We start from the raw sequence: 13,355 nt of genomic DNA on the forward strand, positions 1-13,355 counted from the left end.
GCAGGACCAGCACGCGCAGGACAGACACGACCCGCAGGACCGGCATAACCCGCAGAACCGGACCGGCACCAGGGACGGTGCCGACATCTCACCACCCGCTCGGCGCACCACTCACCCAACCACACCCGCGCCCACACGGAGCCGCAATCATGCGAGCACCACTCGAACGAATGACCCGCGCGCTGCTGGCCCTGGCCCTGACCGCCCCGGCGCTCGCCGTCGGCGTCGCGGCCACGGCCGTGGCCACCGCCGCCCCCGCCGCCGCGCTCGACAACGGCACCGCGCTCACCCCGCCCATGGGCTGGAACTCGTGGAACAGCCTCGGCACCGGCGTGACCGAGCAACAGGTCGAGCAGACCATCGACTTCATGTCGGCCAACGGCCTGGTCGCCGCGGGCTACGACACCGTCACCATCGACGACGGCTGGTCGCTCCGGCACCGCAGTGGCCAGACCACCGACCTGGTGAAGACCGCCGACAACGCCATGCAGCTCTACGACGCCGCCGGCAACCCGGTCAGCGGCACCGACGGCACCGGCATCGACCCGACCTCGGGGCACCTGGTCCCCGATCCGGCCGACTTCCCCGCCCGGACGGTCGACGGCCGGAGCGTCAACGGCATCCAGTACCTGGCCTGGTACGCGCACAGCAAGGGCATGAAGTTCGGCCTCTACGCCACCGACACCTACACCACCTGCCAGAGCCATCCCGGCAGCCTGGGCCACGAGACCACCGACGCCACCGACTTCGTCTCCTGGGACGTCGACTACGTCAAGTACGACGACTGCCCGTACGGCCCCCCGATCATCGGCCCCGACGGCCACGACTACTGGACCCAGGGCGAGGGCAAGGAGCTCACCGAGTCCATGTACGCGCGGGTGCAGACCTTCCAGCGCGCGCTGGACGCGGCCTCCGCCGCGCAGGGACGGCCGCGGGTCACCCTCAGCGTGTCGGCCCAGCCCGTGCACACCGGCGTGCCCTACCTGCTCGACCCGAACGACCCGGCCCGGACCGACCCGGTGATCGCGGCCGCCGGCACGCCCGCGTACCAGTCCCCGGGCTACGCGCCGACCGGCGTCTGGTGCGGGCAGGTCGCCAACCTGTGCCGGATCGGCGGGGACCGCGACAGCGAGTTGGACGGCGTGCTCTACCAGGGCCAGTTGCAGACCGCGCTGCAGTACAGCGGCAACGTGCGGCCCGGCAGCTGGAACGACATGGACATGATGTTCGCGGGCTGGCAGGACGTCTACGGCTCCTACGGTGTCGACGACACCTGCAGTTGCCACAAGCCGTTCACGGACACCGAGTCGCAGACCGAGATCTCCATCCTCTCGATGATGGCCGCCCCGCTCATCACCGGCGCGGACCTGCGCAGCGCGGCGGACTCCGTCCACGACGACGGCACCGCCACCTGGTCCAGCGGCATCCCCGCCTCGGCCCTCGCCCTCTACAAGAACCGCGACGTGATCGCCGTGGACCAGGACACGCTGGCCGAACCGGCCACCCTGGTGGGCGCGACGCCGAGCTCCGCCACCGCGCCCGTGGTGCTCCGGCGCACCCTGGAGAACGGCGACACCGCGGTGCTGCTGGTCAACCAGGATCCGAACAGCACCCGGACCGTCAGCACCAGCCTCTCCGCTGTCGGCCTGACCGGTCCCGGCTACTCCTACAAGGAGCTGTGGACCGGCGCGACCGGCGAGTTCACCGGCGCGGGCGCGATCAGCGCCTCGGTGGCCCCCCACGGCGTGGCGTTGTACCGGCTCACCCCGCTGCCGACGACCGTCCCCGCGGCGGTCGTCGGGGACGGCAGGTACCACACCCTCGCGGCGGGCGGCACCGGCGGCCTGGTGTTGGAGGTCTCCGGCACCTGCAGCGCGCCGACGGGCGTCGCGGCGGACGTCAACACCTGGTGGCCGACGCACACCTCCGAGATGTGGACCTTCACCGCCAACCCCGACGGCACGGTGCGGATCAGCGACGACTGCGACACCGCGACCCAGGTCCACACCGTGCTCGCGGCCGGTACCTCCCCCGGCAACAGCGCCTACCTGCTCGGCTACTCGCCCGGCAACCCGTGGCAGGAGTGGCGGGTCGTGCAGAACACCGGCACCGGCGCGCTGAAGATCACCAATGTGGCCACCGGACTCGTCCTGGACACGACCGGCACGAGCACCGGCAGCACGGCGGTGACCAACACCGCCGACGCGTCGGCCCCCGGCCAGTCCTGGAGCCTCGTCTCCTGACCGGCCGGGCAGCGAGAGCAGCCGCATCCGGCTGACTCCCCCAGCGCCCCCGAGGTCCGGCGTGGCCCTGCGCCCGGACCTCGGGGGTAACCCGTTCCCACGTGTCTTCGCACGTCCCGGCCTGTCGCCCGATCCCGGTGTGACGCACCGGGCGTCACCCCTCAGGTCCTGCGGGGGGAGTGCTCCGCACCTCCGGTCTCCGAGGCGTCCCGGTTCCCGCCGCTCGTCCGGGCGCGGAGAGGCGTGCCCGGTCCCGGCAGTCCGACCCCGACCGCAGCCGTGGCCGGTTCAGGTCTGGCGCAGGGGCTGGTACGCCTGGGCGGGCAGGCCGAAGGTCCAGGCGACGCCCTCGCGGGCGGTCCGCGTGGACGGAGGGACCCGGAGCCAGTAGACCCGGTGGGTGCCGTCCGGCTCGGGCGTGGCGTTGACCACCTCGACCATCACCACCGGCTCGTCCTGCTCCAGTTCGATCCGCCACAGCGCGCCCGAGTCGTCCCTGTGCACCGGCTCCGCGCCGGACTCGGCGAGGAAGCGCTCGTAGCCGTAGAACTCCAGCATCACCCGGCGCAGTTCGGCGTTGGGCTGCTCGCGTATCTGCTCCGCCGTCACCTCGCCCAGGCGTCGGAACAACTCCGCGGGCACCGGCATCCCACGCCAGGCGTGCAGCGCGAAGCCATCCCCGAAGGCCACCGCCGCACCCTCGCCGCTGTGGAGTCGCCCGGCTTCGTCCTGACGCAGCAGCACCGGACGTTCCGTCAGCAGCACCACGTCCGCGAAGGGCCACCACCAGCCGGCGCTGCATGCGACGGACGCCAGGCCGTCCAGCAGCGGATCCTCGGCCAGCGCCGCCAGCCAGGCCGCGTCGTGCTGCCCGAGCACCGCCTCGCGCAGGGCGCGACGGACGGCGGCACGGGCGTGGACCCGCTCCGCGGGCCGCTCGGCGTCCTCGGGCCCGCCCAGGGCGTCGACGACGGCCTGCTGCAGCCGCTGCGCGAGGCCGTGCAGGCGGGGCCAGAGCGCGCCCGAGGTGAGCGTCCACCGCTCGGACCAGGCCGCCTGCCCCAGTTCGGCCTGCAGCCGACCGCGTGCGGCCTCCCACGGCGCGGTCCACACCGCCTCCCGCACACCCGGGCACTCGTCCGCACCGGGCGCGCGCAGCCCCTGGGCGGCGAGCGCGGAGCGCGCCGCCTCGAAGAACTGCTCCGTCTCGCGCTCGAGCCCGTCGGCGAAGACCTGCGCCGCGCCGCCGGTCAGCAGCAGCGCCGCGGCCGCCGCGGTCACCGGTGAGGCGAACCAGACCACCGTCCCCGGCGCGGGCAGGCCCGCCTGCCAGTACGCGGCCCGGACGCCCGCCTCGGCGCGGGCCCGGTCCGCCGGACCGACGCCCAGGCCGATCCGCCCCCAGTCGTCCCGCTCCCCGTTCGTCATCCGCCGCTCCCCCTTCTGTCGTTCGACGCGCCTCGCTCGACCCGTTCCACGCGGTCGGCCCCGCTACCCTGCCGGTCCGGTCCGCTCGCTCGGACCCGGTCGGTCGGGCCGCTCAGTCCGCGACGACGCGGACGGCCCCGGGCGTGTACTCGCGCTGCCTGACCACCCGGTACCAGCCTCGGGGCAGGGCGATCGCGGCGTGCTCCTCGTGGACGACGCGCCCGCCCTCGGTCAGCTGCAGCCACGACTCGCCGAACTGGCCGCCGACCCGCAGCAGCCGGCCCGCACCCACGACGGCGTGCGCGTGCCCCGACGCCTCTCCGCGCGCCAGCACCAGGCGCCCGCGGGCGTCCCGCTCCTGCGCCGTCATCGACGCCACCGCCGCCGGAACGGCCACCTCGGCCACCGGGACGAGCAGGACGTCTCCCTGGCGATACATCGACCCACCTCCGTCACGACCTGCGCGGCGACGCGGCGTCACCCCATGGTCGCCACAGTAGGAGGGGGGTCTGACAACCCCCGGCTCAGCCGGCCGCCCGGCCCTCCGCCTCGGCGGCGACCCGCCGTCCGGCGAGCGCGGCACGCGCTGCGGTGCCGAGGCGGTCGAGGCCGACCACGACGGCGGCCAGGACGACGAACTCGACCGTCAACTCGGCGATCTGCAGCCCGACCCAGCCGTAGCCGTGCTCCGTCGGGTCGAGGAAGAAGTAGGGGTAGCGGTTCGGGAAGAAGGGGAAGAGCGCCGCCCGCAGCAGGGTCAGGCCCGCGTATCCGAGCGGGAAGGAGAGCCAGAGGGGCAGGTCGCGCCAGCGCGAGGCGTTGCGGGGGCCGAGGCAGAGCCAGTCGAGCACGACCATGATCGGCGTCGTGTAGTGCAGGAACAGCAGGGACCAGCTCTGCAGCCGGTCCGCGCCGGTGCCGTGGCTCAGGCCGGGCAGCGGGCTCGCGCCGTGGTTGAGCACCACGTGCGCGACCAGGCCGGTGATCAGGATGTAGAGCGTCGCCGCGCCGCGCAGGCGGGGGGCGGGGGCGTCGGCGGTGTCGCGCCTGACCATCCAGTACAGCGCGGCGGCGAAGTAGCCGAGGACGATCACGTTGCTCTCGACGGTGAAGTAGATCAACGAGCCCGCGCCGGTGATCAGGCCCAGGCCTGCGGAGAGGACGATGGCGAGACGCCACCACAGGGCAGGTCGGGTCCAGGCGTGCATGGGCGGATCCAGTTCTCGGGCGGCCCCGGACGGCCGGGGGCGGTTCTCGGGTGGTGCGCGTCGGTGCGGGGTGCTGTCGGGTGGCGCGGAGTGGGGTCGGGCGGTGCGGGGCCCGTTCCCGATCGTGCCGGGGCGCTCCGTCGTGGTTCCGCTTCCAGGACTGGGGCAGGGGCTCGACATGTCGGGCGGACGCCGCACTCTACTCGCGAGTAGCGGTCTCGTGAAGCTCCCCGGGCGCGCTTCGGCGGCCGCCGGGGCGCTCTTCCGGGGTCCCGCGGAGCGATGCTTTCCAGCCAACCCCGGGCCGATCGATCCGTACACGGGCGATCCCCCGCACGTCAGTGCGAGCGGGCCGACGACCCGCTCGGCGCCGGAGCCGCGGGCACCCGACGAAAGGCTCACGCCCTGCTGTCGTGGCCCCGCGCCGCGCGCGGAGGATGGACGCGCTCGGCGTGCCGCATGGGCCGCCTGGGGGTTAGGTGGAGGGATGGGAGGAGGAGTGAACCGTGGGTACTGAGTCCGGTGCGGAGCCCGGAACTGCGATATCGCAGGACCAGGCCGAAGGCCACATCCACGGCGTGTGCTTCAAGACGGGTCCGCCCGGAAGCGCAGGCGTCGAACTCGAATGGCTGGTCATGGACCGCGCGGAGCCGCGGAGACCGGTCCCAATGGAGCGGCTCGACGCCGTTCTCGAACCGCTCACCGGGCACGCCGCCCGGAACGGCGGCAGGCCCGGCAGCGGGCTCCCCTGCGGCACGGTGCTCACCCGCGAGCCCGGCGGTCAGCTGGAGCTCAGCACGCCTCCTGCCGCGGGAGCGGTCGCCTGCGTCGCGGGCGCGGCGACCGACCTCGAAGTGGTCCGCAGGACGCTGCACGAGGACGGTCTCCATCTGCTCGGCTACGGCCTGGAGCCGTTCCGCGACCCGCCCAGGGTCCTGGACCATCCCCGCTACGCGGCGATGGAGGCCTATCTCGACCGGATCGGCCCCTGGGGCCGGATGATGATGCGTGCCACGGCAGCCGTCCAGGTCAACCTGGACGCCGGGACCGACGGCGACGGCATCGACGGCTACCGGGCGCGCTGGCAGCTGGTCCACCGGCTCGGTCCGGTGCTCGTCGCGGCCTTCGCGAACTCGCCGCTCTGGCAGGGCAGACCCACCGGCTGGCGGTCCACCCGCCAGGCCGTCTGGGAACGCCTCGACCCCAGCCGCACGCGTCCGCCGCAGGGCAGGGAGGCCAACGGCGACCCGGCGGCGGCCTTCGCCAGATCCGCCCTGGGAGCGGGTCTGCTGTGCCTGCGGCGCAACCCTCCCGCCGACTGGACCGCCCCGCCCGGACACAGCTTCGCGTCCTGGCTGGACGGCGGCGTCACCGAGCGCCGGCCCACCATCGGCGACCTCGACTACCACCTCAGCACGCTCTTCCCCCCGGTGCGGCCACGCGGTTGGCTTGAAATGCGCATGATAGACGCGCAGCCCGGCGACGGATGGATGGTGCCCGCGCTGCTGGCCACCGTGCTGATGGACGATCCCCGCGCGGCCGAGGCCGCCTGGGCGGCGACGGAGCCGCTCTGCCCCAACGGCTCGCCCTACCCGCCGCAGGCGGTCTGGAGCCGCGCCGCCAGGCTCGGACCTGGCGCCCCCGAGCTCGCCAAGGCCGCACTCGACTGCTTCGCCGCCGCGGACACGGCGCTCTCCGGCCCCGACGTGCCCGCGCCGATGCGCCGCGCCGTCTCGTCCTTCGCCGAGCGCTACACCGAACGCGGGCGATGTCCCGCCGACGACCTGTTGGACGACCGCGACGGCGCCTGCCGGCCCGACCGTCTGGAAGGAACCTCCCGATGACCGACCCCGCGGCCCCCGCCGACCCGACCGCGACCCTGCCGTCGACCCCCTCGGTCCCCTCGTCGTCCGAGGCGCCCACCGACGACGGATCACGCGGCACGGGCACGACCGCCCCGGCAGATCCCGAAGCCCTGCGCGCCCGGGCCCGCGCCGCACTGGAACGGGCGCGGGTGCGCACCCGCGCGCTCACCGACTGTCTGGACGAGGACGAGCTCGGCGCCCAGCACTCCCCCCTGATGTCGCCCCTGGTCTGGGACCTGGCCCACATCGGCAACCAGGAGGAGATCTGGCTGGTGCGCGAGGGTGGTGGGGCTCCCGCCCTGCGTCCCGATCTCGATCCGCTCTACGACGCCTTCCAGCATCCCCGCGACCAGCGCCCCACACTTCCACTGCTCCCGCCCGAACCCGCCCGGCGCTACATCGCCGCCGTACGCGAGCGGGCGTTCGAGGTGCTCGACACCGCCCCGCTCGGCCCGGACGAGGACCCCCTGCTGGCGCAGGGATTCGTCTTCGGGATGATCGCCCAGCACGAGCAGCAGCACGACGAGACGATGCTCGCCACGCACCAGCTGCGGCGTGGTCCCGCCGTCCTGCACGCGCCGAAACCCGCACCGGCCCCCGCCGACGCGGCGACCCTGCCGACCGAGGTGTGGATACCCGGCGGCCCGTTCACCATGGGCACCGACGGCGGGGACGAGCCCTGGGCCCTCGACAACGAACGCCCCGCCCACCTGGTCGACGTCCCCGGCTTCTGGCTGGACACCGTTCCCGTGACCAACGCCGCCTACCAGGCCTTCATGGCCGACGGCGGCTACCATGACGCCCGCTGGTGGTCCGCGGCAGGCTGGGCGCACCGGCTCCAAGCCGGCCTGAGCGCACCGCTGTTCTGGATCCGCGCCGGTGGCGGCGGCCCGGAGGGCGTCGAGGGGGCCGACGCCGGTGGCGAGGTCCCCGGCGGCTGGCTGCGTCGGCGCTTCGGGGTCACCGAGCCGGTGCCGCTGGACGAGCCTGTCCTGCACGTGTGCTGGTACGAGGCCGACGCCTTCGCCCGCTGGGCGGGCCGGCGACTGCCGACGGAGGCGGAGTGGGAGAAGGCCGCCCGCCACGACCCGGCCGGCGGCCGGTCCCGCCGCTACCCCTGGGGCGACGCCGATCCGACCCCCGAGCTGGCCAACCTCGGCCAACGCCACCTCCAGCCCGCCCCGGCCGGCAGCTTCCCCGCCGGCGCCTCCCCGGACGGGGTACGCCAGTTGATCGGGGACGTCTGGGAGTGGACCTCCAGTGACTTCGCCCCGCACCCGGGTTTCACGGCCTTCCCCTACAAGGAGTACTCGGAGGTCTTCTTCGGCCCCGACTACAAGGTGCTGCGCGGGGGAGCCTTCGGCGTCGACCAGGTCGCCTGCCGCGGCACCTTCCGCAACTGGGACTACCCGATCCGCCGCCAGATCTTCTGCGGCTTCCGCACCGCGCGCGACGCCTCCCCCGGCGAGACGGCCGACCGCCCCGGCGGTTCCGCGGATCCGGTCGGGCGGGCACGGCCGACGCGCCCCACTCGCTCGCCGGGCGGGGGGACGATCGCCTGATGTGCCGTCATCTCGCCTATCTGGGAGCGCCGGTCACCCTGGCCGAGCTGATCACGCAGCCGCCGCACGGGCTCTACGAGCAGTCCTGGGCCCCTCGCCGGCAGCGCCAGGGCAAGGTCAACGCGGACGGCTTCGGCATCGGCTGGTACCCGGTACCGCCCGACCCCGACCCCGCCGCCTCCAGTGCCACCGCCTCCGGCACCGGCCCCGGCGTGGCCGCCGCCGACGCGCGGGAGGCGGCGGCGCCCGCGCGCTACCGGCGGGCGGTGCCGATCTGGGCCGACCCGAACTTCCCCGAGCTCGCCGGGACCGTCCGCAGCGGGGCCGTGCTGGCCGCCGTGCGCTCGGCGACCGCGGCGACCACCCAGGACGAGTCCGCCGCCGCGCCCTTCCGTGACGGGCGCTATCTGTTCAGCCACAACGGCGCCGTCCGGGACTGGGCCAGACTCCCGGCGGCGGTCGCCGTCGGAGCCGGGCCGGGCGCCGGCTCCGCCCTGGGCGCGGTCGACCTGTTGACGGCCGAGGCCCGCAGCGACTCGGCGCTGCTCTGGGCGATGCTCGTGAGCCGGCTGCGCCGAGGCGAACCCGCCGGCGGAGCGCTGGCCGCGCTGGTCCGCCAGGTGGCCTCGGTCCGGCCGGACGCGCGGCTCAACCTGCTGCTGACCGACGGCACGGCGATCGCCGCGACCCGCTTCGGCGACACGCTCTGGTACCGGCGGACGGCCGGCGGCGTCCTGGTCGCCTCCGAGCCCGACGACTGTGCGCGGACCGCCGACGCGGAGGCGGACATGGGCCGGAGCTCCGACGCGGACGGGATCTGGCGCGAGGTCCCCGACCACTCCCTCCTGCTGGCCACCCGGGGACGCGTCCGCATCCTCGCCCTTCGACCACCCGTCCCCCCTGTGCTCCCCTCGTCCCGCAGACCCCCGCTCCTGTCCGCCGACGGCGGCAACGAACCGGAGATGCACCACATGAGCACCGACAGCACCGCACCCATGGCACGTCAGGCAGGCGCGGCGAACGCCGACTTCGGCGCTCACGCCGACGGCCACCGCTTCACCCTGGACGACCGGCTCCCGGCCGACCATCTCGCCAACGCGCTGCGCAGCGACGTCGTCGAAGGGTTGACCGCGAGTCCGAAGTCCCTTCCGCCCAAGTGGTTCTACGACGCGCGGGGCAGTGAGCTCTTCGAGGAGATCACCCTCCTGCCCGAGTACTACCCGACCCGGGCCGAACAGCAGATCCTCACCCGCCGCGCCCCCGAGATCGCCGCGCTCACCCGCGCGATGACGCTCTTCGAGCTCGGTTCAGGCTCCTCCCGCAAGACCCGGCTGCTGCTCGACGCGCTCACCGCCGCGGGGACGCTGGCCTGCTACGCACCGCTCGACGTCAGCCCCAGCGCGCTGGAGCAGGCGGGCGCGGCACTGATCCGCGACTACCCCGGCCTGCGCGTCGCGGCCACCGTCACCGACTTCGAGGGCGACCTCTCGCTGCCGCCCCGGGCTCCCGGGCCGCGGCTGGTCGCCTTCCTCGGCAGCACCATCGGGAACTTCGACGCGGAGCAGCGGCACTCCTTCTTCACGGCGCTGCGGCACACCCTCAGCGCCGACGACGTGCTGCTGCTCGGCGCCGACCTGGTCAAGGACCGCGAGGTGCTGGTCCGCGCCTACGACGACAGCCAGGGCGTGACGGCGGAGTTCAACCGCAACGTGCTCAACGTGCTGAACCGGGAACTCGACGCGGACTTCGACCCCGACGCCTTCGAACACGTGGCGCTCTGGAACGAGGAGGACGAGCGCATCGAGATGCATCTGCGCTCCCGGACGGCACAGTCCGTGAAACTTCCCGCGCTCGGACTGTCGGTCGACTTCGAGGAGGGCGAACGGATGCGCACGGAGATCTCGGTCAAGTTCCGCAGGGACTCCCTGACCGAGGAGCTGGGCCGGGCCGGCTTCACCGTGCGCCACTGGTGGACGGACGAGGAGAACCGATTCGCCCTGCTGCTGGCCGTACCGAGCAGGTGACCTGAAGGATCCGGGGGTTGACCGCCGCGCGGCGCTCAGCCCCCGGAGCTCGCCCGGATCAGCAGCTCGGCCGGGAGCAGCACTCCCCCGGACGGCTCCCCGCCACGCACCTGGGCCAGCAGCCCCCGCACCAGCGCGCTCGCGATACCCCGCAGCGGCAGCCGAACGGAGCTGAGCGGCGGCTGCAGCACCCGGCCGAACGGCAGGTCGTGGAAGCCGACGACGGCGACATCCCGACCCACCGTCAACCCCTCCGCCCAGACCGCCTCGTAGGCGGCCAGGGCCAGCAGGTCGGAGGCGGCGACCAGCGCGGTGGCCCGGCGACGGCCGCTGAGCAGCGCCCTTGCCGCGTCGACCGGCGCGACGGTGGCGAGCGCCGTCGTCAGCTCCAGGCCGAGGGCGGTCGCGGCGTCGCTGAGCCCCCGGCGCCTCGCGGTCAGCCACGGCAGTTCGGCGGCACCCTCCGCCGGGGCCGTCCGGGCCGTCGCGGGGGTTCCGGCGGTGGGGCCGGTCTCTGCCGGGCCGAGATAGCCCACGCGTCGGTGCCCGCGTTCGGCGAGATGCGCGGCCACCGTTCCCATCGCCGCGGCGTTGTCGATGTCGACCCAGTTCTGCGGTTCGTCGGCGCCGGTCCGGCCGAAGGAGACGAAAGGGACCCCTGCCTGCGCCAGATGGCGCACCCTGACGTCGTCCGCCAGCACGTCCGCGATCACGAACCCGTCGACCTGCCGTGCGGCGATCAGGTCGTCGACGGCGCTCCGGGGGTCCGTCGTCCCCGGCGGCGGACGGAACAGCAGCACCCGGTAGCCCTCCGCCCCCGCGGCGTCGACCAGGGCCTCGAGAAAGCCGCCCATCAACGGGTTGGGGTCGTGCGGGTCGTCGACCGGCGCCAGGTAGGCGAAGGTGCGGCGCTCGCCGGTGCGCAGCGCCCTGGCCGACTCGTCGGGGCGGTAACCGAGTTCCTCGATCGCGGCGTGAACCCGCGCCAGCGTGTCGGGCCGGACCCGCTCGGGGAAGTTGAGCGTGTTGGAGACGGTCTGCCGGGACACTCCGGCCGCGCGCGCCACCTGCTCGATGGTCGCCCCGCCCCGCCGGCTCCGGGAGGTGCCGGCGGCGCGGCCCGGTGTCGCTTCGCTCATGCGCGGTTCCGTCGCTCCCTGGTCAGCGCTCAGCGCGCTGCGGCGTCCACCGTCGCGCTCCGGATCAGCGTAGCCAGTCCGCCCCGGGGGACCGACAGCCGCGCCCCGCCGGGAGCCGCCAGGTCCAGGTCCGCCTCGCCGACCGTCCGCCCCCGCGCGTCGCGGACGACCGCGTGCACGTCTCCCGCGCCGCCCGTCAGGTGGACCAGCGGGTCCGTGTCGGCATTGGCGATCAGCAGTTCCCGCCACGCCCCGGACGCGTCGACGGGCAGGGCCGCGTAGCGGGCGACGGCGACGGCGTCGGCCGTCGCGGACCGCACCATCGGGTAGCCGAGATCCGGACGCGAGGGCCGGAACACGCCGCGCTGCAGCAGGTCGGCGCGGGCGCGGAAGACACCGAGCCAGAAGGCCAGCGTCTCGCGGTGCTCCTCGCCGAGCGCGGCCAGATCCACGGAGATCTGCGGGACGGCGAACAGGACGTTCACGAGGTGGCAGGCCAACTGCTCGACGCTCTCGCGCGGGTGCCACATCAGCATGTCCGCATGGACGGCGAGGGGGCCAGCGACCAGGCGCGCGTCGACGGTCCTGCGTCGGTTCTCGGCCGGGCCCAGCGGGCAGTCGACCGCACGGATCATCGTCGCGTGGGGCCACAGCGCCGGTGAGACGTAGGGCTGCCGGGTCTCGATCATGGCGTGCGGCGCCACGGCGGAGATCCGCCGACGGATCTCGCCGAGCAGCCGCTCCACGCCCTCGGCGACGCTCGCACAGTCCGCGTCGGGGCCGGGCTCGGGCGGGTCGGCGACATGGAACCGGTCGATGAAGTCGAGCTTCAGGCCGTCCATCCCCCACTCCTCGACCGGCCGCGCGAGCCGGTCCGCCAGGTGGGCGCGGACCACGGGGTACCGCGGATCGACCACGATCGCGTCCAGTGCGTCGACCCGGGCCAGGGCGTAGGGCCGGAACTCCTCCCACACCGAGCTCTCCGCGCCGACGAAGGGCAACGCGAACCAGAGCAGGTAGCGCGCACCCAGCTCGTGGACACGGCGGACGTGGGCGGCGGTGCCGGGAAGGGAGACCGGGTCCCAGTCCCCGCACTGGCCGTAGCCGCGCCCCCGGTCGCCGGTCATCCAGCCGTCGTCCACGATGACCGTGTCGAGGCCCAACTCCCTTCCGAGCGCCGCCTGGAGCTCGATCGCCTCCGGGGTGACGTGCTGGTGCATCGCGTACCAGGTGGAGTAGGCGGGCCGACGGGCCTCGTCGGGGACCCGGACCTCTGCGGTCCGCTCGACGGACTCGCGCCACCAGCCGGCCACCTCGGCGAGGCAGTCGCCGAAGTGGCGGCGCGAAGTGTCGATCCGGACGGTGAGCCGCCCCAACGCCCCCTCGCCCGACGCGACCGCCTCGGTCTGCACCCAGCAGCGGAACTCCCCCGTCTCCTCGACCACACCGGCGCCGATCGAGACCTCCCGGCCCTCCGCCGGGCCGGTCTGCGCGGCGAAGGTACAGAGCCCCACGTCACCGACGCCGACCAGCGCGCCGACCGGCGCACCGTACGCCGGCGACACCTGTCGCGGCGCCGACCACGCGGCCGGCAGCCAGCTCAGGCCGTCCGTCGCGGTGGGCGTCCAGTAGGCGGTCGCCTCGACGCAGGGCACCCGCCACTCGGCCCGCAGAACACCCCCGCCGGAGGCCGGTCGGGTCAGTTCGAGCTCGACCACGCCCGGGCCGAGCTCCCGCGACCGGCACTCGCCGGTGACCAGCAGCTCCACGGCGCCCGCCCGCACCGGGCGTGGCGCATCCGCGTGCCCCGCCGTCCCGGCGTAGGGCTCCCACACGGCATGAGTGACCGTCACTTCGCTTCTCCCCCGGCTGATGTCCGTCTTCTC

General features: G+C 74.3%; 9 protein-coding genes. 4 read left to right on the forward strand and 5 right to left on the reverse strand.

Annotation, left to right across the window (positions count from 1 at the left end; translation table 11 throughout):
- The first annotated feature begins 149 nt into the window (after positions 1-149).
- Positions 150-2,243, forward strand: a complete 2,094-nt coding sequence (locus BS83_RS21425) for an alpha-galactosidase (protein WP_084713801.1) — start codon at positions 150-152, stop codon at positions 2,241-2,243.
- 288 nt (positions 2,244-2,531) lie between these two features.
- Here the strand turns inward: BS83_RS21425 and BS83_RS21430 are convergent, their stop codons facing one another.
- The 3 genes from BS83_RS21430 to BS83_RS21440 form a co-directional block, all read right to left on the reverse strand.
- Positions 2,532-3,671: a DUF6745 domain-containing protein gene (locus BS83_RS21430; protein WP_037605242.1), complete on the reverse strand. Its 1,140-nt coding sequence runs from the start codon at positions 3,669-3,671 to the stop codon at positions 2,532-2,534.
- A 112-nt stretch (positions 3,672-3,783) separates the two neighbouring features.
- Positions 3,784-4,110 (reverse strand): hypothetical protein, encoded by a 327-nt coding sequence (locus tag BS83_RS21435; RefSeq protein WP_037605243.1) that lies wholly within the window; start codon positions 4,108-4,110, stop codon positions 3,784-3,786.
- A gap of 85 nt (positions 4,111-4,195) precedes the next feature.
- The gene (locus BS83_RS21440) at positions 4,196-4,879 is read right to left on the reverse strand and encodes a Pr6Pr family membrane protein (RefSeq protein WP_037605244.1); all 684 of its coding nucleotides are present in this window, start codon (positions 4,877-4,879) and stop codon (positions 4,196-4,198) included.
- A 578-nt stretch (positions 4,880-5,457) separates the two neighbouring features.
- On the opposite strand from BS83_RS21440, the gene egtA reads away from it, so the two are divergent.
- The 3 genes from egtA to egtD all read left to right on the forward strand — a co-directional run bounded on the left by egtA (position 5,458) and on the right by egtD (position 10,330).
- The gene (gene egtA, locus BS83_RS21445) at positions 5,458-6,723 is read left to right on the forward strand and encodes an ergothioneine biosynthesis glutamate--cysteine ligase EgtA (RefSeq protein ID WP_332262403.1); all 1,266 of its coding nucleotides are present in this window, start codon (positions 5,458-5,460) and stop codon (positions 6,721-6,723) included.
- Complete coding sequence (egtB, locus tag BS83_RS21450; protein ID WP_084713804.1) at positions 6,720-8,306, forward strand: ergothioneine biosynthesis protein EgtB; 1,587 nt, start codon at positions 6,720-6,722, stop codon at positions 8,304-8,306. Before egtA ends, egtB begins: the two co-directional genes overlap by 4 nt.
- A 995-nt stretch (positions 8,307-9,301) precedes the next feature.
- Positions 9,302-10,330 carry an L-histidine N(alpha)-methyltransferase gene (egtD, locus tag BS83_RS47660; protein WP_232248727.1) on the forward strand — a complete coding sequence of 343 codons (1,029 nt, stop codon included), beginning with the start codon at positions 9,302-9,304 and terminating at the stop codon, positions 10,328-10,330.
- Between the two features lie 35 nt (positions 10,331-10,365).
- Here the strand turns inward: egtD and BS83_RS21460 are convergent, their stop codons facing one another.
- Both BS83_RS21460 and BS83_RS21465 read right to left on the reverse strand, forming a co-directional pair.
- Positions 10,366-11,469 carry a LacI family DNA-binding transcriptional regulator gene (locus BS83_RS21460; RefSeq protein WP_037605245.1) on the reverse strand — a complete coding sequence of 368 codons (1,104 nt, stop codon included), beginning with the start codon at positions 11,467-11,469 and terminating at the stop codon, positions 10,366-10,368.
- Between the two features lie 29 nt (positions 11,470-11,498).
- On the reverse strand, positions 11,499-13,322 hold the full coding sequence (locus tag BS83_RS21465; RefSeq protein WP_232248444.1) for a glycoside hydrolase family 36 protein: 1,824 nt from the start codon (positions 13,320-13,322) through the stop codon (positions 11,499-11,501).
- Positions 13,323-13,355 lie beyond the last annotated feature (33 nt).

Origin of the sequence: Streptacidiphilus rugosus AM-16 (genome assembly GCF_000744655.1) — a bacterium.
In the GTDB taxonomy this organism is placed as follows: Bacteria; Actinomycetota; Actinomycetes; order Streptomycetales; family Streptomycetaceae; genus Streptacidiphilus; species Streptacidiphilus rugosus.